This window comes from Arthrobacter sp. APC 3897 (assembly GCF_030407495.1).
GTDB lineage: Bacteria > Actinomycetota > Actinomycetes > Actinomycetales > Micrococcaceae > Arthrobacter_B.
Map to the genome: position 1 here is coordinate 1 of NZ_JASDDG010000007.1, position 21,530 is coordinate 21,530.

At 65.1% G+C, this 21,530-nt stretch carries 25 protein-coding genes and 1 other RNA gene; 19 read left to right on the plus strand and 7 right to left on the minus strand.

What is annotated here, in order from left to right:
* The 6 genes from QMA10_RS04925 to QMA10_RS04950 all read left to right on the plus strand — a co-directional run.
* On the plus strand, positions 1-252 hold a 252-nt coding region (locus QMA10_RS04925; RefSeq protein WP_290166638.1), incomplete at its 5' end, for a hypothetical protein.
* 202 nt (positions 253-454) lie between these two features.
* A complete protein-coding gene (locus tag QMA10_RS04930) occupies positions 455-1,048 on the plus strand; it encodes a GNAT family protein (protein WP_290166640.1) in 594 nt (197 codons plus the stop codon).
* Positions 1,049-1,227: 179 nt separating this feature from the next.
* Positions 1,228-1,323: signal recognition particle sRNA small type (gene ffs / locus QMA10_RS04935), an RNA gene on the plus strand.
* A gap of 77 nt (positions 1,324-1,400) precedes the next feature.
* Positions 1,401-4,361: a DNA polymerase III subunit gamma and tau gene (locus QMA10_RS04940; RefSeq protein ID WP_290166642.1), complete on the plus strand. Its 2,961-nt coding sequence runs from the start codon at positions 1,401-1,403 to the stop codon at positions 4,359-4,361.
* 114 nt (positions 4,362-4,475) lie between these two features.
* Positions 4,476-5,072 carry a recombination mediator RecR gene (gene recR / locus QMA10_RS04945; RefSeq protein WP_290166644.1) on the plus strand — a complete coding sequence of 199 codons (597 nt, stop codon included), beginning with the start codon at positions 4,476-4,478 and terminating at the stop codon, positions 5,070-5,072.
* Positions 5,073-5,319: 247 nt separating this feature from the next.
* Positions 5,320-6,606 (plus strand): aspartate kinase, encoded by a 1,287-nt coding sequence (locus QMA10_RS04950; RefSeq protein ID WP_290166646.1) that lies wholly within the window; start codon positions 5,320-5,322, stop codon positions 6,604-6,606.
* 62 nt (positions 6,607-6,668) lie between these two features.
* On the opposite strand, the gene QMA10_RS04955 is transcribed toward QMA10_RS04950, so the two are convergent.
* Complete coding sequence (locus QMA10_RS04955) at positions 6,669-6,980, minus strand: hypothetical protein (RefSeq protein ID WP_290166648.1); 312 nt, start codon at positions 6,978-6,980, stop codon at positions 6,669-6,671.
* A 146-nt stretch (positions 6,981-7,126) separates the two neighbouring features.
* On the minus strand, positions 7,127-7,339 hold the full coding sequence (locus QMA10_RS04960; protein ID WP_290166650.1) for a hypothetical protein: 213 nt from the start codon (positions 7,337-7,339) through the stop codon (positions 7,127-7,129).
* 87 nt (positions 7,340-7,426) lie between these two features.
* Between QMA10_RS04960 and QMA10_RS04965 the strand changes: the two genes are divergently transcribed.
* The 12 genes from QMA10_RS04965 to QMA10_RS05020 all read left to right on the plus strand — a co-directional run bounded on the left by QMA10_RS04965 (position 7,427) and on the right by QMA10_RS05020 (position 17,038).
* Positions 7,427-7,897: a MarR family transcriptional regulator gene (locus QMA10_RS04965; RefSeq protein WP_290166651.1), complete on the plus strand. Its 471-nt coding sequence runs from the start codon at positions 7,427-7,429 to the stop codon at positions 7,895-7,897.
* A 103-nt stretch (positions 7,898-8,000) separates the two neighbouring features.
* On the plus strand, positions 8,001-8,936 hold the full coding sequence (locus QMA10_RS04970) for a 3-methyladenine DNA glycosylase (RefSeq protein WP_290166812.1): 936 nt from the start codon (positions 8,001-8,003) through the stop codon (positions 8,934-8,936).
* Entirely contained in the window at positions 8,879-9,403 is a 525-nt protein-coding gene (locus QMA10_RS04975) for an SRPBCC domain-containing protein (protein ID WP_290166653.1), read from the plus strand. The genes QMA10_RS04970 and QMA10_RS04975 overlap by 58 nt, the downstream gene beginning before the upstream one ends.
* Before the next feature lie 42 nt (positions 9,404-9,445).
* Entirely contained in the window at positions 9,446-9,952 is a 507-nt protein-coding gene (locus QMA10_RS04980; RefSeq protein ID WP_290166654.1) for a hypothetical protein, read from the plus strand.
* 159 nt (positions 9,953-10,111) lie between these two features.
* Complete coding sequence (locus QMA10_RS04985) at positions 10,112-10,522, plus strand: hypothetical protein (RefSeq protein ID WP_290166656.1); 411 nt, start codon at positions 10,112-10,114, stop codon at positions 10,520-10,522.
* A gap of 93 nt (positions 10,523-10,615) precedes the next feature.
* Entirely contained in the window at positions 10,616-11,422 is an 807-nt protein-coding gene (locus QMA10_RS04990; RefSeq protein WP_290166657.1) for an amino acid ABC transporter substrate-binding protein, read from the plus strand.
* 8 nt (positions 11,423-11,430) lie between these two features.
* Positions 11,431-12,099: an amino acid ABC transporter permease gene (locus QMA10_RS04995; protein ID WP_290166659.1), complete on the plus strand. Its 669-nt coding sequence runs from the start codon at positions 11,431-11,433 to the stop codon at positions 12,097-12,099.
* Positions 12,086-12,862 (plus strand): amino acid ABC transporter ATP-binding protein, encoded by a 777-nt coding sequence (locus QMA10_RS05000; protein WP_290166661.1) that lies wholly within the window; start codon positions 12,086-12,088, stop codon positions 12,860-12,862. The genes QMA10_RS04995 and QMA10_RS05000 overlap by 14 nt, the downstream gene beginning before the upstream one ends.
* A gap of 161 nt (positions 12,863-13,023) precedes the next feature.
* Positions 13,024-13,278 (plus strand): phosphoribosylformylglycinamidine synthase subunit PurS, encoded by a 255-nt coding sequence (gene purS, locus QMA10_RS05005; protein ID WP_104053637.1) that lies wholly within the window; start codon positions 13,024-13,026, stop codon positions 13,276-13,278.
* Positions 13,279-13,292: 14 nt separating this feature from the next.
* Positions 13,293-14,057, plus strand: coding sequence for a phosphoribosylformylglycinamidine synthase subunit PurQ (gene purQ / locus QMA10_RS05010; protein WP_290166814.1), 765 nt, complete (start codon positions 13,293-13,295; stop codon positions 14,055-14,057).
* A complete protein-coding gene (gene purL, locus QMA10_RS05015; RefSeq protein WP_290166665.1) occupies positions 14,054-16,363 on the plus strand; it encodes a phosphoribosylformylglycinamidine synthase subunit PurL in 2,310 nt (769 codons plus the stop codon). The genes purQ and purL overlap by 4 nt, the downstream gene beginning before the upstream one ends.
* A 141-nt stretch (positions 16,364-16,504) precedes the next feature.
* Positions 16,505-17,038 (plus strand): GNAT family N-acetyltransferase, encoded by a 534-nt coding sequence (locus QMA10_RS05020; protein WP_290166666.1) that lies wholly within the window; start codon positions 16,505-16,507, stop codon positions 17,036-17,038.
* Here the strand turns inward: QMA10_RS05020 and QMA10_RS05025 are convergent.
* Together QMA10_RS05025 and QMA10_RS05030 are read right to left on the minus strand one after the other, a co-directional pair.
* Entirely contained in the window at positions 17,014-17,583 is a 570-nt protein-coding gene (locus tag QMA10_RS05025; RefSeq protein WP_290166668.1) for a DUF1990 domain-containing protein, read from the minus strand. The genes QMA10_RS05020 and QMA10_RS05025 overlap by 25 nt on opposite strands.
* Positions 17,580-17,966: an MmcQ/YjbR family DNA-binding protein gene (locus QMA10_RS05030; RefSeq protein ID WP_290166670.1), complete on the minus strand. Its 387-nt coding sequence runs from the start codon at positions 17,964-17,966 to the stop codon at positions 17,580-17,582. The genes QMA10_RS05025 and QMA10_RS05030 overlap by 4 nt, the downstream gene beginning before the upstream one ends.
* 113 nt (positions 17,967-18,079) lie before the next feature.
* On the opposite strand from QMA10_RS05030, the gene QMA10_RS05035 reads away from it, so the two are divergent.
* Positions 18,080-18,910, plus strand: a complete 831-nt coding sequence (locus QMA10_RS05035) for a DUF1206 domain-containing protein (protein ID WP_290166672.1) — start codon at positions 18,080-18,082, stop codon at positions 18,908-18,910.
* Between the two features lie 24 nt (positions 18,911-18,934).
* Here QMA10_RS05035 and QMA10_RS05040 read toward each other — a convergent pair whose 3' ends face one another.
* The 3 genes from QMA10_RS05040 to QMA10_RS05050 all read right to left on the minus strand — a co-directional run bounded on the left by QMA10_RS05040 (position 18,935) and on the right by QMA10_RS05050 (position 21,523).
* Positions 18,935-19,354, minus strand: a complete 420-nt coding sequence (locus QMA10_RS05040; protein ID WP_290166674.1) for a CoA-binding protein — start codon at positions 19,352-19,354, stop codon at positions 18,935-18,937.
* Positions 19,355-19,409: 55 nt separating this feature from the next.
* The gene (locus QMA10_RS05045) at positions 19,410-20,027 is read right to left on the minus strand and encodes an alpha/beta fold hydrolase (protein WP_290166676.1); all 618 of its coding nucleotides are present in this window, start codon (positions 20,025-20,027) and stop codon (positions 19,410-19,412) included.
* Between the two features lie 71 nt (positions 20,028-20,098).
* Positions 20,099-21,523, minus strand: a complete 1,425-nt coding sequence (locus tag QMA10_RS05050; protein WP_290166678.1) for an LLM class flavin-dependent oxidoreductase — start codon at positions 21,521-21,523, stop codon at positions 20,099-20,101.
* Positions 21,524-21,530 lie beyond the last annotated feature (7 nt).

The following is a 21,530-nucleotide window of genomic DNA, read 5'->3' on the forward strand; positions in this document are numbered from 1 at the left end:
CGGAAACAACCAGTTCAACCAATTAAAATAATTGGTATCAATAAACTTGGCACACTATTGAGTTCTCAAACAACAGATGCATCCGAAATACTCGGAAAAACAATGAATGTTTTTCTTTTCTCTTCGCTGCAGTGTTTCTTTATTCTATTTCATCCGGACCGTATTTGGCAATTCGGTGTATTTCCGAAGCGTGCTTCATATTGTCCGGCTGACCCCGCGCAAAAGCCCCGGCTTTCCGCTCCCGGGCCGTGAGGCGCAGGGTGGATCACCAGGATGTTTTTGGTGGGGTTTGGCCGCCCTGCTCGGGATGTTTTCCAACTCCCGGCCGCGGCGACTTAGAAGACTTTACACAGGTTTCCACCCACCCGCAAATCGGCTCCAAACCAGCCCGAAACCGCCTCCCAGAGGACCCTATAGAGGGACCATAGATAGAGGACCACTGGAAGGGAGCACCATGCCATCGGCCGGTATGCGGGGACTGGGCAATCCGCTCGAACTCCCTGCCCTCACTACCCCTGCCTCCACTGCCGGCACCCGGGTGACACTGCGCGCCTTCATAGCCGCCGACGTCGGACTCATCCAATCTGCGTCCCGCGATCCGCTGATTCCCCTCATCACCTCTGTACCCGCCACTTCCGGACGCACCGAAGCGCTGGCCTTCATGGAACGCCAGCATCAGCGGCTGAAGAGCGGATCCGGCTGGTCCTTTGCCGTTGCCGATGCCGCTTCGAATGTTGCCGTCGGCCAGATCGGCTTGTGGCCCGGGCAATCCTCACGCCGGACCAGCAACCCGGACACGATCGGATATTGGATTGGCCCGGATCACCGGAGGCAGGGCTATGCAGGTGCAGCACTGGCCCTGCTGACGGAGTGGGCGCTCACGGAGGCGGACATGCGCCGAATCCACCTGTATATAGAGCCGTGGAATGAAGGGTCGTGGCGAACAGCGGAACGGGCCGGCTACAGAAGGGATGCACTGCTGCCCTCCTGGCAGAAGGTGGGATCCCAGTGGAAGGACATGTACCGCTACATCCGGACGCCGCTCTGACCTCTGGGGCTGTCTCCTGTGCGGCTCCCTATATACGGCGCGCCCCACTACGGCTTCCTTCTATAGGAGAGCCGTATATGCACAGACCGTCTACAGAGACCGTGAGCGGCGCAAAAGGCACACTGAATGCCCTGAAACCAGCCGCCGCATAAGCACTCAAAAAATCGGGTAGACTGGTTCGCGGCCCCTCATGTGGTGTCATCCTGTGAACTCCCCCAGGACCGGAAGGTAGCAAGGGTAAGCGGGCTCTGGCAGGTGCATGAGGGGTCTTTAATTTTTTAGGATCAACAGGTTTTCCCCGCCCCAGGTGCCGGGATGCAAACCGTCAGTGCCAACCGATAGGGTTCTATCTGTGAGTACAGCCCTTTACCGCCGCTACCGTCCCGAGAGCTTCGCGGATGTGATCGGGCAGGAGCACGTCACTGAACCGCTGATGGCGGCGCTCTCCAAAAACCGCGTGAATCACGCCTACCTTTTCTCCGGCCCCCGCGGCTGCGGCAAGACAACTTCCGCGCGCATCCTCGCGCGCTGCCTGAACTGCGCCGAAGGCCCGACGCCGGTTCCCTGCGGCAAGTGCGACAGCTGCGTTGAGCTGGCACGCAACGGCTCCGGCAGCCTCGATGTCATCGAGATTGACGCCGCCAGCCACGGCGGCGTCGACGACGCCCGGGACCTGCGCGAACGCGCCACCTTCGCCCCGGTCCGCGACCGCTACAAGATTTTCATCATTGACGAAGCCCACATGGTGACCTCGGCCGGCTTCAATGCACTGCTCAAGATCGTGGAAGAGCCCCCGGAGCACATCAAGTTCATCTTCGCCACCACGGAGCCGGACAAGGTCATCGGCACCATCCGCTCGCGCACCCACCACTACCCGTTCCGCCTGGTTCCCCCGGAGCCGCTGCTGGCGTACCTGGACCGGCTCTGCCAGCAGGAAAACGTGCCCGTGGCCCCCGGCGTCCTGTCCCTGGTCATCCGGGCCGGCGGCGGATCCGTCCGTGACTCGCTTTCAGTGCTGGACCAGCTGATGGCCGGCGCCGGAGAATCAGGGCTGGACTACGAACTGGCCGTGAACCTCCTGGGCTACACGCCCATCTCACTGCTCGACGACGTCGTGGACGCCTTTGCGGCCGGCGACGCCGCCACCGTCTTCCGCGCGGTGGACCGGGTCATCCAAACCGGACAGGATCCACGGCGGTTTGTCGAGGACCTGCTGGAACGCTTCCGCGACCTCATCATTGTCCATGCCATGCCGGACAGCGCCGCCGCGGTACTGCGCGGCATGCCGGAGGACCAGATCAGCCGGATGAGCACGCAGGCCACCCAGCTCGGCGGCGCCGAACTGTCCCGCGCCGCAGACATCACCAACACCGCGCTGACGGAAATGACCGGCGCCACGTCCCCGCGGCTGCACCTGGAACTGCTGTGCGCACGCATCCTGCTGCCCGCCTCAGACCAGACCGAACGCGGCACCGCTGCACGCGTTGACCGGATCGAACGTCGCCTGAGCTACGCCGGGGACAGCGCCGAAGCTGTAGGCCGGGCGGCAGCTGCCTCGTCGCCGGTTGAATCCATTCCGGCGGCACGCCCGACGGCGGCACCGGAGACCCCCGCAGTGGTTGCGGATGCCCCGGCTGAACATCAGCCGGACGCCGTGCCCGCTGCGGTTGCGCCCGGTGCCTCGAACGCTTCGGCTGCTTCGGCTGCTTCGGACAGTTCACCCCTGGACTGGGGCGGAACCTGGGCCACCGCGCCGGAACCGCCGAACACAGCAAATACCGGCAACGGATCCGCAGGAACCGCACCGGCCGGATTTGCCGGCAATGGTGCCGCGTCTCCGGCGCCTCCTGCCGGTCCTGCCGCTTCTCCCGCTGCAGAACCGGATCAGCGCCGGGCACCTTCCGCTCCGGAGCCGGCCCAGGCAGCACCGGCCCCGGCAGCACAGCAGCCCGCCGGCGCCGCGCCTCAGGCCGGCGGTGCCGGTGATGCTTCGGGCGGCCAGATTGAAATGATCCGCCGTGCCTGGCCCGAGATCATGGAGGCCCTCACGGGAATCCGCCGTGCCACCTGGTTGAACGTCAGCAAGAACGCCAGCCCCAAGTCCTTCGACGGACGCATCCTGCAGTTGGCGTTCAGCAACCAGGGAGCCGCCACAAACTTCAACCGCCCGGACCATCTGGAGAACCTCCGGAAGGCGGTCAGCCAGGTCCTTGGAGTGGATTGCCAGGTCAATGTGGTGCATGACAGTTCGGCGGGTGAGTCGGGCCCAAAAGCAGGTAGCCGGTTAACCCCGGCGCCGGCTTCCGCTCAGGTCCAGGCTCCGTCCCAGCAACCCGCCGTCCGTTCGGCACCGGCCCCGGCTGTGCCGTCGGCATCGGCTGTGTCATCACCTGCGGCAGCTGTGCCGTCCGCGCCTGCCGTTTCCACAGCCCCCGCGGCTGGGCCCGCCGCTCCGGCTGCCCGGGTTTCTTCCGACCGTCCGGCACCGTCTGACATCTCGGCACCGTCCGACAGTCCGGCATCGTCAGGACCAGCGGCTCACCCGCAGCGTGCCCATGGCTCCTCGGCTGTTACCTCCGGTCCCGCGGCTGCCGCTGCACTGAACCGCCGCCGCGGACAAAACCCCCAACAGGGTTCAGCGCAGCAGGGTTCAGCGCAGCAGGGTTCGGGCCATCCGGGTTCCGGACAGCAGCGTTCCAGCCAGCAGCACTCGTCCTCTTCACGGTTCCCCGCCCGGGGCGGGCGAGGTACTGCTGCGGCCGAACCCGGTCCGCTTCCGGACGACTGGCAGCAGGAGCCGCCGGAGGATCCGTATGCCGGCGGTCCGGAAAGTAACGCCTGGGAGCAGGCCGAACCGCCCGCTGACGTGTATTCGTCCGGCAATCTGTCCGACAGCGAATGGGCTGCCACAAACTGGGCCGGAACAGGGTCATCGCCGGCACAAACAAGACAGGCCCAAACAACACCGGCCCCAACAGCGTCGGTTCAGACAGCACCGGCTCCGGCCTCGTCGTCGGCCGCGCCCGCAACGGCGCAGCCGCAGGTACAGCGCCCTGCCCCATCTCCCGCCGCCGGTCCCGGACCGGGCAACGACGGGCGGCCGCTGAGCCGGTACCAAAAACTGCTCAACGAAGCCGCCGCGCGCAGCGGTTCGGCGCACCCCTCCCCCGGGCGCAGCGCAGTAAACTCGGTGGAGGACATCCCCAGCGCGGATGACATCCGGCTCGAAGATTCCGGGCTGGTGGGCAGGAAAGCCATCGAGCGGATCCTGGGCGGCCGGCTGATCGAAGAACGCAGCCTCGACGGCCGGTAACCCCCGAGTTCCGCAACCAGCCTGAACCCCGCCGGTTTGCCGGCGGGACCATCCGGTACCGGCAGCACCAACGCAGCCTCAGCGGCGGCGCACCAATCCAGCAGAGAAGGTCACGTGTACGAAGGCGCAGTTCAGGAACTGATTGATGAGCTGGGACGGCTTCCGGGGATTGGCCCCAAATCCGCCCAGCGCATTGCCTTCCACATTCTGGAAGCTGATCCGGAGGATATGCGGAAACTGGCGTCCTCCATCGTCACGGTCAAGGACAAGGTGAAGTTCTGCAGCATCTGCGGCAACGTCACCGAGCATGAAACGTGCGCCATCTGCCGGGACAGCCGCCGGGATCCGACCATGATCTGTGTGGTTGAAGAGTCCAAGGACGTCATTGCCGTGGAACGCACGCGATCCTTCCGCGGCCGGTACCACGTACTGGGCGGCGCCATTAATCCCATTGCGGGGATTGGACCGGACCAGCTGCGCATCCGTGAGCTCCTGAGCCGGCTCTCGGACGAGCAGATCTCCGAAATCATCATTGCCACGGACCCCAACCTTGAGGGCGAGGCCACCGCCACCTACCTGTCGCGGATGCTCAAGACCCTGGGCATCAACGTGACCCGGCTGGCATCCGGCCTGCCGGTGGGCGGAGACCTGGAATATGCCGACGAAATTACGCTGGGCCGCGCTTTTGAGGGCCGGCGCAGCATGTCCTAGCCGCTTCTTCCCGTTCCGGGTGTTTTCCGGCAGTTCCGGGCAACCCCGTGAATCTGCCGAAGCGTGACATTAAGTGCATATGTCCCTTATATTTCGGCGCGTTCAGGCTCCAACGCTAGACTTTTGATGATTGGCCACACAGTATCCGTGGCCCGGCTTCCCTGGACTGCCGGGGATGACATCAGATGCACCGCGCCGAGGACGTCGCCGGGCAGCAAACCGGAAGTGATTCAGAGAGCGTGTACGCATGAGCCTGATTGTTCAGAAATTCGGCGGTTCCTCCGTGTCGGACGCCGAAGGCATCAAGCGCGTTGCCCAGCGGGTGGTGGACACACATGCCGCAGGCAACGAGGTAGTGGTGGTGGTTTCCGCCATGGGTGACAGCACTGACGAGCTGCTGGACCTGGCCGGACAGATCACCAGCGGAGGCAACGCCCGCGAAATGGACATGCTGCTGAGCGCCGGGGAACGCATTTCCATGGCACTGCTGGCCATGGCCATCAACGAACGCGGCGGATCGGCCCAGTCCTTCACCGGCAGCCAGGCCGGCATGATTACCGATGCCATCCACGGCAAGGCCCGCATCATCGACGTTTCCCCGCACCGGATCAAGACGGCCATTGAGAAGGGCGACGTCGCCATTGTTGCGGGCTTCCAGGGCATGAGCCGGGACAGCCACGACATCACCACGCTGGGCCGCGGCGGATCAGACACCACCGCCGTCGCACTGGCTGCCGCGCTGGGCGCCGACGTTTGCGAGATCTACACGGACGTGGACGGCATTTACACGGCGGATCCGCGCGTGGCACCCACCGCCCAGAAGATTGACACCATCTCCAGCGAGGAAATGCTGGAAATGGCGGCTTCCGGCGCCAAGATCCTGCACCTGCGCTGCGTGGAGTACGCCCGCCGCTTCGGCGTTCCGCTGCATGTACGCTCCTCCTTCAGCCAGCACGAGGGAACCTGGGTTCTGCCCAGCCCCGATGACAAGATCAAGATTCAAGAGGGAGAACCCTTGGAACAGCCCATCATTTCCGGCGTTGCGCATGACCGCTCCGAAGCCAAGCTCACCGTAGTGGGCGTCCCGGATATCCCCGGCAAGGCGGCGGAGATTTTCGGCATCGTGGCCGGAGCCAACACGAACATCGACATGATCGTGCAGAACGTCTCGACCCAGGGCTCAGGAAAGACGGACATCTCCTTCACCCTGCCGATCGTTGACGGCCAGGCCGCCATGGCAGCCCTGAATGAGGCCAAAGCGGAGGTGGGCTTCGACAGCATCGACTACAACGAGCAGATCGGCAAGCTCTCGCTGATCGGCGCCGGCATGCGCTCCAACCCGGGCGTCTCGCACCGTTTCTTCCAGGCGCTGCATGAGGCCGGGGTGAACATCGACATGATTTCCACCTCGGAGATCCGCATTTCAGTGGTTACCGACGCCGCACTTCTGGACACGGCTGTCCGCGCCGTCCACGCGGCGTTCGGGCTCGACGGCGAGGACGAGGCTACCGTATACGGCGGCACCGGCCGCTAGCAGCGGCACAACCGATTCCGCCCGGCTGCTGCCTCCTGCCCCGGGCCGGTCCCAAAGCCGGCTCAGGCGTCCGGGGACAGGGGCGGGCGGAGCGAGTAGTTTCGGTAGGACAGCTCGGGCCACGGCGGCTCAGGGTCCTTCGGGGCGGTGATTTGGACCCCGTAATGCCTGCCGGACGCATCCGTTTCAACCCGGATTGTCCGCAGCTGTTCATCGATCTCATTTTCCAGATCATCGTGCAGGTGCCGGACCGGCTCCGTGAACCGGTTACGTTCGGCGTCGCCGTAAAACACCGAGACCAGGCGGGCAACGCGGCCGGCCAGCGAGGTGCCGTGGACCAGGGGGTCCGGCCGGGCAGGGATTTCAGCGCTCATGGAGAGTTCCTTGTGCGGTTGAGACCGGAAGTCCGTCCAGGTGCAGGGCGCCTGAATTCCGGGTCAGTCAACCGTACGCGCTCATTGGCATGCTGCGGGTGTATTCCGCAAACCTTTAGTGCCGGGATTTTTCCGCGGCTGGATTGCTAGGGCTTGCGCGAAACGATGTAGCTGCTTCCGTCCGGCCGGGTGACGGTTTCCCACAGGGCCTTCTCCTGCGCCTGCTGATCCTTGAGCAGCTGCTGGTTTTCATCGGTCATGGGGTGGTCCAGGGAACTGGTCTGGGCAGGGCCAAAGATCAACCGCACCTTGCCTGTGGTCCGCATGAATTTCGATGTGAAGCTCTCTTTGTCAGCCATGTCCTGCACCTTTCCGCAACATTTTCGCCTGCAGCCCATAGTACGCTAATCATTAGTGCACTAATGGTTTTAAGAAGGGATGAGGACATGGGCCGGGTTGATGAGGACCTTTTGCTGGAACATCAGCTGTGCTTTGCCCTGTCGGTGGCTTCCCGGAGCGTTGTTGGCGCCTACAAGCCCGTGCTGGAAAAACTGGGCCTCACCCACCCGCAGTATCTGGTCATGCTTGCCCTGTGGGAAGAGAGCCCGCGAAGCGTCCGCAGCCTCGGCGCCGCCCTGGCCATGGAGCCGGCCACGCTTTCGCCGATGCTCAAGCGGCTGGAGACGGCCGGGCTCCTCACCCGCAACCGCGCACCGGGAGATGACCGGTCCCTGGCCGTGGAGCTGACAGCAGCCGGACACTCCCTGCGGGGACAGGCCGCTGAAGTTCCGGGCACCATGATGGAACGCTTGAACCTGACCCGGGACCAGGTGCAGGAGCTCAATGAAGCCATGCGGCGGTTGATCGAGGCCGCACAGCCTGCAGCGGCAGCAAATGAGAACTCATTCGTGCCTTAAGGGGCCCGGCAACGCTCCCGCTCCCCACACCCGGGAGCGGGAGCGGGATAATGGGTGCGTGACTTCCTCCGCTTTTTCCGCCGTCCTCCGAGAGGATCAGTGGCTGCCCCTGGTTCAGCAGCACCATGAACGCGCGCAGCCTTTCGTGGAGGGATTTTTGTCCCGCAGGTCGGCGGGACAAAAACATCCTGTGGAAGATTTCCTCTTCACCTACTACTCACAGAAGCCCGGACAGCTGCTGCGCTGGCATCCGGGAGCCGGCGTCGTCCTGGCCGGAGAGGCGGCAGGCGAGCGCAGGGACTGGAAGTTCTACCGCCCCCTCAGCGAACCGGAACTTGCGGCGGCGGGCCTCGACGCCGGCACGACGGCGGTGACCGTGGACCTGCCCGCCTTTGCGGCGGCGCGGGGAGACGCCACGGCTTTCACTGCAAGGCTGCTTGCCCGCACTGCCGCACGGAAAGCAACCCTGGGCTGTTTCGGCATGCATGAGTGGGCAATGGCCTATAAGTCGGACACCAACGGTGTCCGGCATGAATACCTGCAGCTCCGCCTGGGTGCGCAGGGAACCGACGAGCTCGTGGAGCGGAGCAAGATCCGGTGCACCCACTTCGACGCATTCCGTTTCTATGCACCGCAGGCCGCGCCCCTGAACGAACTCCGCCCTACCCGCGAAAACCAGATTGACCTTGAGCAGCCCGGCTGCCTGCACGCCAACATGGACCTCTACAAGTGGGCCTACAAGCTGGTGCCGCTGCTGCCGAGCGAACTCGTCATGGACTGCTTCGAACTGTCCTGGCGCATCCGGACCATGGACATGCAGGCCTCCCCCTATGACCTTCAGGATTGGGGCTACTCCCCCATCCGCGTGGAAACCCCGGGCGGCCGGAGCGAATACGCTGCCGCCCAGCGACAGTTCAGTGAAGAGTCACAACTGCTGCGGGCCCGCATCCTTGGCCTGCTGGAACCCCTTCAGGAGCAGCTATGGATCCACAACCCACCGGCAGAATCACCTGTACCGGACCGGAATCGTACAACCTGACCTTTTCCCGGCTGTTTTCCGAACCGCCGGATGCCGTCTGGTCCAGTTTCACTGATCCCGCCCAAACAGCTTCCTGGTTTGGACGCTGGCAGGGCTCCCCGGCCCGGGGAGCCCGGCTGGATCTTCAGATGCTCTACGAGGACGGCCTGCCGTGGAGCCGGGTGCAGGTTTCCGAGTGCGCAGCCGCGGAACTGCTTCGCCTGCTGGTGGAGGACGAATACGGCAGCTGGGACCTGGAGATCCGCTTACAGGACCGCTCCGGCGGAACCCGGCTGGATTTCATTCACCACCTCGACAATCCGCTGATTGCGGAGAGCGTGGGACCGGGCTGGGAATACTATCTGGACCGGCTGGCGGCGGTCCGCGGGGGCGGCACCCTCCCGGAATTCGGTGACTACTATCCCGGGCAGGGCCCGTACTTCCTGGCTCAGGCGCGGGCGGCGGCCGACGAGAACCAAACCGGCTGAGAATTGACTAGGCTGGGGCCACCCTATCCGGAGGTCTCGCTCATGTTCCGTCCACTCAAAGGACTGTCGATCCTGGCGCTTGCCGCCCTGGCCCTGTCAGCGTGCGGCGACTCCGCCGGCGCACCTTCGGCAGACTCTGCCTCCCCGTCCGTATCCGTTTCCGCTTCCCCGACAGCTACCGGAACCACAGCACCGGACGCTTCCTCCAGCGCCACCTCGCTCACCGTGGAGTACCGGGAAGACGGCGAGACCGCCAGCGCCGGCTGGACCCTGAACTGTGACGGCGCATCCCTCACCGGGAGTTCGGACGCACCGGATCCGGCCGCAGCCTGCGCCGTGCTGGCGGAGAAAGGAACCGCCCTCTTCGCAGCTCCCGATGCCAACCTGATGTGCACCCAGATGATCAAGGGGCAGCAGCGCGCACGGGTCACCGGCACCGTGAACGGCGAAGCCGTGGACCAAACCTTCTCGCTGCGGGACGGCTGCCAGATTGGCCGCTGGGAAAGCCTCGCCGCACTGCTGGGCCCGGCGGAGGGAAAGCTCCGGTAGTCCGCCGGCGCCAGGACAAGCGGGCCTGACACAGCTCTTCTCCGGAACCGCTGCCTGGGGAGACTTGTTGCCTGTCCCCTCACTGCGTAAAATCATTAAGCATGCTTAGTATGCGATCCGGCCGGAAATCTTCCGCCCGGGCTATATCTGGAGGCACGAATGTCAACGCAGGCAAGATCCGAAGGCGAAGCAGACCCTGCGCCGGAACCCTACGTTCCGTGGTGCACACACTGCGGAACGGATGACTATCTCATTATTGAATCCGTGGAACCGGCCGTTGGCGATGATGCAACGGAGTTCCTGGAAATTAGCTACACCTGTTCGGAATGCCACCGTTTCTACGGCCATCCGGTGCGGCATTCCTCCGTACGGGCACGGGAGCTGCAGCCGGACAGCACCACGGCACAGTACCTGCACTGCGGGGAGCCGATGCAGCCCAGGGACAGCACCGTGTCGTCCATTTTTGAACCGGTCTTCACCGATCCGGACGGCCCGCCGGCTCCTGAAGTCCAACTGGACACCACACTGCTGCGGTGCCGCTGCGGGTTCCAGATCAGCGTTCCGGCCTGACCCGGCAACCGGCGGATCTACACGCGGCGTAACAGGACGCGTGCGGATCCGCCGGCCAGTGCGTAATGTGGCTGCGACACCCTGAGGAGATCCATGCGCATCCACAAGACTTTCGCAGCACTGACTCTGGCCGCCGGCACCCTGATGGTGGCTGCGTGCGGATCAGGCGCGGCCGACGACGCTGCCACCGCTCCCACCGGACTTGAGGCCATTCAGGAAGCCGGCACCATTGTGGTGGGCACCGAGGGCACCTACCGTCCGTTCAGCTTCCACGCTGACGGATCCGGTGACCTGACCGGGTATGACGTCGAAATCACTGAGGCCGTGGCGGATAAACTCGGCCTGGACGTGCAGTTCGAAGAGACGCAGTGGGACGCCATTTTCGCCGGGCTGGAAGCCAACCGTTTTGCCATGATCGCCAATCAGGTGTCCATTGATCCCGGGCGCGAGGAGTCCTACGAGTTCTCGGAGCCGTACACCGTAAGCCCGGGCGTCATTGTGGTGCCTGCCGGCGAAAAGTCGATCAGCTCCTTCGCGGACCTGAAGGACAAGACCACCGCGCAGTCCCTGACCAGCAACTGGTACACGCTGGCCAAGGACAATGGAGCAAACGTCGAGGCGGTGGAGGGATGGGCCCAGGCAGTGGCCCTGCTGGAACAGGGACGCGTTGACGCGACGGTCAATGACAAGCTCACCTACCTGGATTACATGCAGCAGGTCCCTGATGCCCCGCTGGAGGTGGCCGCGGAAACCGATGATCCGGCCCTTTCCGCCTTCGCCTTCGCGAAGGGCAACACCGAACTGCGCGACGCCGTCAACGAGGCCCTGGCCGAACTGCGCGCGGACGGCACGCTCGCCGAGATTTCGGAGAAGTACTTCGGCGAAAACGTCTCCGGGTAGCTCAGCCCATGGATGAGTCGACGCGGGATCTGGTCCTCCGCTCATTCCTGCCCCTGGTTGAGGGAGCGGTCAAGGGCACCATTCCGCTCGCGCTGTTCTCCTTCGCCCTGGGGCTTGTCATTGCCCTGGGCATAGCGCTCCTGCGCCTGTCCAAGGTTCGGATCCTCTCCGGGATTGCCCGCGTCTACGTGTCGATTATCCGTGGAACCCCACTGCTGGTGCAGCTCTTCGTCATCTTTTACGGGCTGCCCTCCATCGGCATTGTTGTTCCATCGTGGCCCAGCGCGGCCATTGCCTTCTCCCTCAACGTGGGCGGCTACGCGGCGGAAATCATCAGAGCCGCCATCCTCTCCGTCCCGCGCGGACAGTGGGAAGCTGCCTACACCATCCGGATGTCCCGGGCGCAGACCATGATCCGCGTCATCCTCCCCCAGGCGGCACGGGTATCGGTTCCGCCGCTTTCGAACACCTTCATCAGCCTGGTCAAGGACACATCCCTGGCCTCACTCATCCTTGTCACCGAACTGTTCCGGCAGGCACAGGAGATAGCAGCCTTCAGCCGCGAGTTCATGACCATCTACATTGAGGCCGCCTTCATTTACTGGCTGATCTGCCTTGTCCTGTCGACAGGACAATCTGCACTTGAAAGGAGGCTGGACCGCCATGTCGCCAAATGAGAACCCGGCCCGCGCAGACGTCCTGGCTGTCCGCGGGTTGCACAAGCGCTTCGGCCCGGTGGAAGTGCTCAAGGGAATTGACCTGGACATCCGCCGCGGCCAAGTGGTTGCACTGATTGGGCCCAGCGGATCAGGCAAAACCACCGTCCTGCGCTGCCTCAACGGGCTGGAGGTGCCTGACTCGGGGACGGTCCAGTTTGCCGAAGGGGCCGCAGTGGACTTCGGCAGCAAACCTCCGCGCCGCACGGTGTCCGGACTGCGGGAGCACAGCGCCATGGTTTTCCAGCACTACAACCTGTTTCCGCACCGCACGGTGCTGGAGAACGTAACGGAGGGCCCCGTTCGGGTGCAGCGGCGCCCCCGGGACGAAGCCGCAGCTGATGCGCTGGCCCTGCTGGAACGCGTGGGGCTTGCAGACAAGAGCGGCTCTTATCCCTATCAGCTCTCCGGCGGGCAGCAGCAGCGGGTGGGCATAGCCCGGGCACTCGCCCTCAAGCCGCGGCTGCTGCTTTTTGACGAGCCCACCTCCGCGCTGGATCCGGAACTCGTGGGTGAAGTCCTGGAGGCCATTCGTGAACTCGCAGCGGAGGGTTGGACCATGCTGCTAGTGACCCACGAGCTCCGCTTCGCCAGGGATGTGGCGGACCGCGTCATCTTCATGGACGGCGGCGTTGTGGTGGAGGAGGGCCCGCCGTCGGAGGTTCTTGCGGCCCCCAAACAGGAGCGCACCCGACAGTTTGTGCAGCGGTTGCTGGACCACTAGCGGGCATGCCGCCCGGCAGCCTTTCCGGACCCCGAATGACACGAAAGGACGGGCGCGGAAAACGCCGCTAGACTGGACAGTGCAAGCTCGCGGAGCGCTGAATCAGCGTGAGACGGCAGGGTCCGCGGCCACCCATTTTTTCTCTCACAGGAGTTGCCCGGATGCCCCGGATCGTTGTTGACGTTATGCCCAAACCCGAAATCCTCGATCCCCAGGGCAAGGCTATCGCCGGCGCCCTGCCGCGGCTTGGCCTGACCGGATTTACCGGTGTCCGGCAGGGCAAGCGCTTCGAGCTGACCGTAGACGGCGACGTGACTGAAGAAGTCCTCGAGCAGGCCCGCACGGCAGCCGCAACGCTGCTGTCCAACCCCGTCATCGAAGATGTCACCCGCGTTGAAGTAATCCCGGAGGCCTGATTTTGAGCACTCCCCTGATCGGCGACTTCTCGGTCGCCCCCGACAACGATGCCCTGCGAGCAATCCGGATCGGCATCATCACGTTCCCCGGCACCCTGGATGACCGCGACGCCGCCCGTGCCGTCACGCTCGCCGGCGGCACCGCCGTCGGCCTCTGGCACAACGAAGCGAATCTGCAAAGCGTTGACGCCGTCATTGTTCCCGGCGGTTTCTCCTACGGTGACTACCTCCGTGCCGGCGCCATTGCCCGCTTTGCGCCGCTCATGGACAAGGTGGTGGATGCTTCCAAGGGCGGTATGCCCGTGCTGGGCATCTGCAACGGCTTCCAGATCCTCACCGAGGCGCACCTGCTGCCCGGCTCCATGATCAAGAACAACCACCTGAAGTTCTCCTGCGCGGACCAGCTGCTGCGCGTGGAAAACAACACCACTGCCTGGACCGGTTCCTACGCCAAGGACTCCGGCATGGTCATCCCGCTGAAAAACCAGGACGGCCAGTACGTCGCTGATGAAAAGACGCTGGATGAACTCGAGGGGGAAGGCCGCGTGGTGTTCCGCTACGACGGCGCCAACCCCAACGGCTCGCGCCGCAACATTGCCGGCATCTCCAACGCCGCCGGCAACGTCGTCGGCCTCATGCCGCACCCTGAACACGCAGTGGAACCGGGTTTCGGCCCGGATTCCTCCGCCTACGGCGAGGTTGGGCTGGGTTACGGCACCGACGGCCTGGGCATCTTCACCTCAGTTCTCACCTCGCTTGTTGCCGGAGGCAAATCATGACAGTTTCCGCAGACTCCACGGCCGGCGCGAAGAAGTTCCGCATCGACACCGTTGAACACGCCGCCGCCACTCCGGAGACGGACCTGCCCTGGGCCGAACTCGGCCTGAAGGAAGACGAATTCAACCGCGTCGTCGAGATCCTCGGCCGCCGCCCCACCGCCGCGGAACTGGCCATGTACTCGGTCATGTGGTCCGAGCACTGCTCCTACAAGTCCTCCAAGGTGCACCTCTCCCAGTTCGGTGAAAAGGTCACCGAGAAGATGAAGGAACACCTGCTGGTGGGCATCGGCGAGAACGCCGGCGTCGTGGACATCGGTGAAGGCTGGGCCGTGACCTTCAAGGTCGAGTCCCACAACCACCCCTCCTTCGTGGAGCCCTATCAGGGTGCGGCAACCGGCGTCGGCGGCATTGTCCGCGACATCATCTCCATGGGCGCCCGCCCCGTTGCCGTGATGGATCCGCTGCGCTTCGGCGCCATCGACCACCCCGACACCGCCCGCCTGGTGCACGGCATCGTCTCCGGCATCGGCGGCTACGGCAACTCGCTGGGCCTGCCGAACATTGGCGGCGAGCTGGTCTTCGACTCCGTGTACCAGGGCAATCCGCTGGTTAACGCCCTGGCTGTGGGCGTCATGCGGCACGAGGACATCCGGCTGGCCAACGCCTCCGGCGCCGGCAACAAGGTGGTGCTCTTCGGCGCCCGGACCGGCGGCGACGGCATTGGCGGCGCCTCGGTGCTGGCCTCCGAGTCCTTCGACGCGGACAAGCCCTCCAAGCGGCCCGCCGTGCAGGTGGGCGACCCGTTCGCCGAAAAGGTGCTCATCGAGTGCTGCCTGGAACTGTTCAAGTCCTCCGTGGTGGAGGGCATCCAGGATCTGGGCGCGGCGGGCATCTCCTGCGCGACGTCGGAGCTGGCGTCCAACGGCGACGGCGGCATGCACGTGGAACTGACCAAGGTGCTGCTGCGCGATCCCACCCTGACGCCGGGCGAAATCCTCATGTCCGAGTCCCAGGAACGCATGATGGCCGTGGTCACGCCGGAGAACGTTGAGGCGTTCGAAGCGATCATGGACAAGTGGAACGTGGAGTACTCCTGGCTCGGCGAGGTCACCGGCACCGGCCGGCTGATCATCGACTGGGACGGCGAGACGATCGTTGACGTCGATCCGAAAACCGTGGCGCACGAGGGCCCGGTCTACCACCGCCCGTTCCACCGCCCCGAGTGGCAGGACCAGCTGCAGTCGGATTCCTTCGCGGCGGAGCGCCCGTTTGGTGCCGAAGCCATCAAGAAATCCATCCTGGAACTGATGGCCTCCCCCAACATGTGCGACAAGTCCTGGGTCACCAACCAGTTTGACCGCTATGTGCAGGGCAACACCGCCCTGGCAATGCCCGACGACGCCGGCGTCATCCGCGTGGATGAGGCCAGCGGGCTGGGCGTGGCCATCTCCACCGACGCCAACGGCCGGTACACCTACCTCAACCCGTACGAGGGTGCCCGCCTGGCACTGGCGGAGTCCTACCGCAACGTGGCCACGTCCGGCGCCACCCCGCTGGCGGTCACCGACTGCCTGAACTTCGGCTCTCCCGAGGATCCGGAGGTCATGTGGCAGTTCGCCGAGGCCGTCCGCGGCCTGGCGGACGGCTGCCAGGAACTGGGCATTCCGGTTACCGGCGGCAACGTCTCCCTCTACAACCAGACCGGCGGCGTTGCCATCCACCCCACCCCCGTGGTGGGCGTGCTGGGCGTGTTCGACGACGTCGCCCGCCGCACGCCGTCGGGGTGGCGCGAGGACGGCCAGGCTATCTACCTGATGGGCGTCACGAGGGACGAGCTGGACGGCTCGGAATTCGCCAACCTGCACGGCCACCTGGGCGGACAGCCTCCCGCTCTGGACCTGAAGACGGAGAAGCTGCTCGGCGAACTGCTGGTCAACGCCTCCCGCGACGGCATGATCGATGCCGCGCACGATCTCTCCGAGGGCGGCCTCGCCGCGGCCCTGTCCGAGATGGCGCTGCGCTTCGGCGTGGGTGCCCGGATTGGCCTGGACGAGGTCTGCGAGCGCGACGGCGTGGACCTGTTCACCCTGCTGTTCTCCGAGTCCCAGTCCCGCGCCCTGGTGTCCGTGGCCCGCAGCGAAGAGGTCCGGTTCAAGGACATGTGCGGTGCCCGCGGCTACGCACATATGCGCATTGGCGTAGTGGACACCGAGATTGAGGCACTGGACTTCCAGGGCCACTTCTCCCTGCCGCTGTCCGAGCTGAAGGACGCCTACGAGGGAACCCTGCCGAAGCACTTCGGCTAGCCTCCTTCGAGTCTTGCAGCCGCTGAGGGCGGCAGGTGCCCGTCCCGTTCCGGGCGGGTGCCTGCCGCCCTCAGCCGCAATGTGTGCAAGACCTCTTTCTCCGAGTGGGAGCATGGGCCGCCCGACGTGCACAATTATGCTGTGACTCTTACCCCGGAACGTTCGGCACCGTCCACCAGTGTCCTCACAGAACGCCTGCGCCTGGACATTCTGGCTCCCGCGGAGACGGACGCCCTCATTGGCCTTTCCCGCCTGCCCGGCTGGGCAGAGGACTTTCCCCAGCCCACCGACCTGGACGCTGCCCGGCAGTATTTTGAACAGGGCCTCCACAGCGTCCCCCCAGCCCTGGCAACGCGGCTGATCCGTGAGCGGGCAACCGGCGAGGTGGTGGGAACCATCGGTTTCCTGATACTGCCTGAGGCTGGTGACACGGAAGTGAGCTACAGCGTGGTCCCTTCCCGCCGGAACCGGGGCTATGCGACTGAATCGCTGGCAGCACTTGCCCGGATGGCTCTGGACGAGCCGGCAGTCTCCAGGGTCCTTGCCCACACGGAGGAAGAGAACACCGCCTCCCAGGAACTCCTGCTGACCGCCGGTTTTATGCCGGTGGAAATCCAGGGCCCGGGACTGGCATTTGTCCTTCAGGCTCCTCAGGTGCCCGACGCCAGCTTGTAGGCCGCCGCAAGGTACCGCCGGGTAATGAACTGCTGTACGGCCCGGTTGGCAAAATCCCCGGCGGCAATCAGCCGGTTGGCGGGACGGCTGTAGGCCGCCAGACGAAAAATCAGCCTGCCGTCCCCGTCCAGTTCCGCATAGAACCCCTCTTCACCCTGCTCCGGGTGTCCGCGAAGCGTTCCGTAGCCAAACCCGGCCCGCTGCCCCGGCACCGGGACGCCGCCGTCGTCCAGTGCGGGTTCCTCGGCCCACAGCACGCGGCACGGAGCGTAGTAGCGCAGCGGTCCCACGCCGACTCCCGACGCCATCTCCACTCCCGGAGCAGCTCGCGGCGTGCCCGCGGCCACGCGAAGTCCGCTTCGGCGGTGCAGATCCCAGTTCAGAATCCCGTTGGCCAGCCGCAGGTATCCGGCCGCCGGGTCCGGAACTTCGAGACGTTCCCGGCGCAGCACCAGCCGGTAACCCTCCGGCCAGCGGTGAGTCAGCGGCTGCGGATAAGGCCGGCGGGTGTATCCGCTTTCCGAATAGCTCAGCTGCCGCGTCATCCGCCTGCCAAACCTTTCCACATCAATGCTTCACGGTCCCGCCGCGGCAGAGACGCCACCACCAGGTCATAGGAGTCCTCAACGAGGTCCCTGAACAGGTCTGCCGCCAGTACCCCGTCCAGCAGGACGGAATTCCAGTGTTTCTTGTTCATGTGCCATGCCCCGTTGATCTGGGGATGGGCGGCCCGCAGCTGCACCGCCAGTTCGGGTTCGCACTTGAGGCTGACGGTCAGCGGCGGCTCGCCCAGCCAGCACAGGGCGAACATTTTCGCCTTTCCCCCGGCGGCCTGGACCTTGAACACGGCTGCATCCGGTCCGAACGGAAAGTCCTCATACGTCCCCGGGAACTGCAGGCACACCCGCTTTACCTCTGCCGCGTCCATTCTCCGAGCCTAGTCCGCCGCCCCGCGGACACGCCACAAGTGACAGGATGGAGGGCGGAGAACTCATCAACCCGGCACACACCCGCTGTGTGCCCGCCCGACGGAGGACAGCTTTGGCTCGAACAGGACATGGGGACCGGCTCGCTTCGGCAGCGGAGAAAGCGGCTGACTCAAAGGGCTTTGAACGGGCCGCCCGCGTTGGATACGTCGCCAGCGGGGTACTGCACCTGCTCATTGGCGTGATTGCCCTGCAGATTGCCTCCGGCAGCGGCGGCGGCAGCGCGGATTCCTCCGGTGCGGTTGCTGCCCTGGCTGCCCAGCCAGGCGGGCTGGTCCTGCTGTGGATCTGTTTCCTGGGCTGCCTGGCGCTGGCACTGTTCCAGGCGTCCCGGGTCTGGCTGGACGGCCGCGGGCTGCAGGGGAAGGATGCCTGGAAGGCACGCGGTTCGGCGGCCGCCCAGGCTGTCACGTACGGTGCCATCGGCGTGTCCTTCGGCACGTTTGCCCTGGGCGGCGCCAAGGACAGCGGCGAGAGTACGGCCGGCTGGAGCGCCACGCTGATGGCACAGCCTGCCGGCGCCGTCCTGCTCGGGCTTGTGGGACTTGGCATCGTCGTCGTTGGCGGTTACTTCATCTTCAAGGGCGCAACCGGCCGGTTCCGCAAGGACCTCAAGCCGGTTCCGGCGGGCGCCTGGGACCGTGCCGTCACCGTTACCGGAACGCTGGGCTTTGTCGCCAAGGGGGTGTCGCTGGCCATCCTGGGCATCCTGGTGATGACTGCCGCCTTCACAGCCGACCCGGAGAAATCCACCGGGCTCGACGGCGCACTCCACGCCCTGCGCGGGCAGCCCTTCGGCTGGCTGGCGCTGGGGGCCGTGGGGGCCGGGCTGATCTGTTACGGGCTGTACACCGGGATCCTGCGCGCCCGGTTCGCCAAGCTGTAGGCTCCGGGCAACCGGCGGGACCGGTCAGAGGACGAAGCGGGGTGCCTCAATGACCGGGCAGGTATCCATGACAACGTCCAGCCCGGCGTCGGCAGCCCGCTGTGCAGCCGCCTCGTCGATCACGCCCAGCTGCAGCCAGACGGCCTTGGCACCCACCTCAATGGCCTGGTCCACGATGTCCCCGACGCGGGACGAATTCACGAAGCAGTCGACGACGTCGATCCGCCCGGGAACGTCGCTGAGCCGCCGGTAGCCCTTGTTTCCGTGGACGTCGTCTCCCTTGAGACTCACCGGAATGATCTCCATGCCCAGGTGGTCCTGGACGTAGCGGGAAACGCCGACGGCGGTGCGGCGCGGATTGCTGGACAGGCCCACCACCGCCCAGCGGGCACCCTTGTTGGTCAGGAGCGCTTCGACAACTGCGGGGTCATTGACGTGTGGCATCTGCCGTCCTTCAGTGGGGGTCTGGATCGGGCACCAGCTTACGCCCCTGCGTTCCTCAGCTGAGGAAGGATTCAATGGCCTCGGCCAGGGCGGCCTCCGGAACACTGGCCGTGTTGCCTTCCAGCAGCTGGAACTCCCCCTCTTCCAGGGCATCGGCGGCACGGCGGGCCAGATCCTGCGTGTCCTCGCCGCTGGAGCTGCCCGCCAGCACCAGCACGGGCACCTGCACGCCGCCGAGTCCCTCCAGTTCCGTCTGCAGCACCAGCATCTCGTCTTCGCCCTCGTCCAGGGCCAGAGCTGGTTCCAGCGCAACCACCCGCGTGATGACAGCGGATTCCTCGGCAGCGCGCAGCGCCAGGAAGGCGCCCGACGCGAAGCCGTAGAGGTCAGCCCGTCCGCCGGCCACCTGCACCACCGCCAGCAGGTCATCAACGTCGGACTCCGCCGTGTACTCTTCCCCCACGTCGCTCTCGCCCAGCCCCCGGCGGTCATATGTGTAGACGGTGTGGTTTCCGGAGAGCAGCTGCGCCAGCGCCCGGGTACTGGAACTGTTGCGGTCAGCTGTCAGCGGATCAACGATCACCAGGGGCGGGCCGTCTCCCTGCCGGGACCAGGCGATGCGGGTGCCGTCGGCGGAAAGGGCCTTGCCGCTGGCGCTGGGTGAGGGTTCCATGGCGGGCTCCTGCTCGCTGAAAGGGGTTCCTGCGCGGACCCTTCAAACGTAAGGAGGCGGGCTGTTCCCGGTCAATGGCTCCGCCCGGAACCTGCCGGCTGCAGGCGGAAGGATGCACCGCGGTGGCTTTCCGGCAGCTTGTCCCCCGCTCCGAAGAGTTTGTTCCGCAGCGTCCCGGGAGTGTACTCCGTGGGATATGCCCCGCGCTTCTGCAGCTCCGGCACCACAAATTCCACCACGTCCTCGAACGTACCCGGGGTCACGGCGTAGGCCAGGTTGAAGCCGTCCACATCGGTCTCCTCCACCCACCTGATCAGCTCTTCGGCGACGTCGGAACCCGAGCCCACCAGCCGGGGACCCAGCCCGCCGATCCCCGCGGATTCGGCGATGTCGCGCACCGTCCAGGGTTCGCCGTCGTCCTTTGCTTTCTGGAAGTTGGCGGCCGCTGACTGGATGGCGTTGGATTTCACCGAACCCAGCGGCTCATCCAGGTTGTAGGAGGACAGATCAACGCCCATCCAGCCGGACATCAGGGCAAGGGCACCCTCGTCGCTGATGTAGCTCTGATAGTCCAGATGCTTGGCATCGGCTTCCTCGGTTGTGGCAGCGGTAATGATGGTCAGCAGGGTGTAGATCCGGATGGAGTGCCGGTCCCGGCCGGCGGCCTCGGCGGCATCGCGGATTTTCGTGACGGTGGATTTGAGCTTCTCCACCGTGGACGCGCCGACAAATACCGCCTCGGCGTTCCCGGCAGCGAATTCAATGCCCCTCGGTGAAGCACCGGCCTGGAAGATCACCGGTGTCCGCTGCGGCGAAGGTTCGGAAATGTGGATGCCGGGGACCTTGAAGTACTTACCTTCGTGGTTGATGTCATGGACCTTGGCCGGATCCGTGAACACGCCGGTTTCCCGGTCCCGGACCACGGCGTCATCCTCCCAGGAACCTTCGAGGAGCTTGTAGACCACCTCAAGGTACTCATCGGCGTGGTTGTAGCGCTCGTCGTGTTCCAGCTGGTCCTCGGCGCCCATGTTCCGCGCGGCGGAAGGCAGGTAACCGGTCACCACATTCCAGCCGACCCTGCCGTTGGTGAGGTGGTCAAGCGTCGAAAGCCTGCGGGCGAACGGGTACGGATGCTCATACGCGGTGCCGGCCGTGACACCGAAGCCGAGGTGTTCGGTGACCAGGGCCATGGCGGAGACCAGCAGCAGCGGGTCATTGACCGGAACCTGGGTGCCCTGGCGCAGGGTCGCTTCGTTGGAGGCCCCGTAGACGTCGTAGGTGCCCAGGACATCGGCGATAAAAATGCCGTCGAACAGGCCTCGTTCGCAGGTTTTCGCCAGATGGGTCCAGTAGGAGAGCTTGGTGTAGTCGGCGGAGCGGTCTGCGGGGTGGCGCCAGAGCCCGGGCGACTGGTGGCCCACGCAGTTCATGTCAAAGGCGTTGAACCGGATCTGCCGGCGCGTGTTCCGGGCTGTTGAAGAAGATGAATCGGACACGGGAACC

What these genes read in the sequence shown, in the direction of transcription:
- QMA10_RS04930 (WP_290166640.1), top strand. Translation starts at nt 455, where the DNA reads ATGCCATCGGCCGGTATGCGGGGACTGGGCAATCCGCTCGAACTCCCT.
- QMA10_RS04950 (WP_290166646.1), top strand. Translation starts at nt 5,320, where the DNA reads ATGAGCCTGATTGTTCAGAAATTCGGCGGTTCCTCCGTGTCGGACGCC.
- QMA10_RS04955 (WP_290166648.1), bottom strand. Translation starts at nt 6,980, where the DNA reads ATGAGCGCTGAAATCCCTGCCCGGCCGGACCCCCTGGTCCACGGCACC.
- QMA10_RS04960 (WP_290166650.1), bottom strand. Translation starts at nt 7,339, where the DNA reads ATGGCTGACAAAGAGAGCTTCACATCGAAATTCATGCGGACCACAGGC.
- QMA10_RS04965 (WP_290166651.1), top strand. Translation starts at nt 7,427, where the DNA reads ATGGGCCGGGTTGATGAGGACCTTTTGCTGGAACATCAGCTGTGCTTT.
- QMA10_RS04975 (WP_290166653.1), top strand. Translation starts at nt 8,879, where the DNA reads ATGGATCCACAACCCACCGGCAGAATCACCTGTACCGGACCGGAATCG.
- QMA10_RS04980 (WP_290166654.1), top strand. Translation starts at nt 9,446, where the DNA reads ATGTTCCGTCCACTCAAAGGACTGTCGATCCTGGCGCTTGCCGCCCTG.
- QMA10_RS04985 (WP_290166656.1), top strand. Translation starts at nt 10,112, where the DNA reads ATGTCAACGCAGGCAAGATCCGAAGGCGAAGCAGACCCTGCGCCGGAA.
- QMA10_RS04990 (WP_290166657.1), top strand. Translation starts at nt 10,616, where the DNA reads ATGCGCATCCACAAGACTTTCGCAGCACTGACTCTGGCCGCCGGCACC.
- QMA10_RS04995 (WP_290166659.1), top strand. Translation starts at nt 11,431, where the DNA reads ATGGATGAGTCGACGCGGGATCTGGTCCTCCGCTCATTCCTGCCCCTG.
- QMA10_RS05000 (WP_290166661.1), top strand. Translation starts at nt 12,086, where the DNA reads ATGTCGCCAAATGAGAACCCGGCCCGCGCAGACGTCCTGGCTGTCCGC.
- purS (WP_104053637.1), top strand. Translation starts at nt 13,024, where the DNA reads ATGCCCCGGATCGTTGTTGACGTTATGCCCAAACCCGAAATCCTCGAT.
- purL (WP_290166665.1), top strand. Translation starts at nt 14,054, where the DNA reads ATGACAGTTTCCGCAGACTCCACGGCCGGCGCGAAGAAGTTCCGCATC.
- QMA10_RS05025 (WP_290166668.1), bottom strand. Translation starts at nt 17,583, where the DNA reads ATGACGCGGCAGCTGAGCTATTCGGAAAGCGGATACACCCGCCGGCCT.
- QMA10_RS05030 (WP_290166670.1), bottom strand. Translation starts at nt 17,966, where the DNA reads ATGGACGCGGCAGAGGTAAAGCGGGTGTGCCTGCAGTTCCCGGGGACG.
- QMA10_RS05040 (WP_290166674.1), bottom strand. Translation starts at nt 19,354, where the DNA reads ATGCCACACGTCAATGACCCCGCAGTTGTCGAAGCGCTCCTGACCAAC.
- QMA10_RS05045 (WP_290166676.1), bottom strand. Translation starts at nt 20,027, where the DNA reads ATGGAACCCTCACCCAGCGCCAGCGGCAAGGCCCTTTCCGCCGACGGC.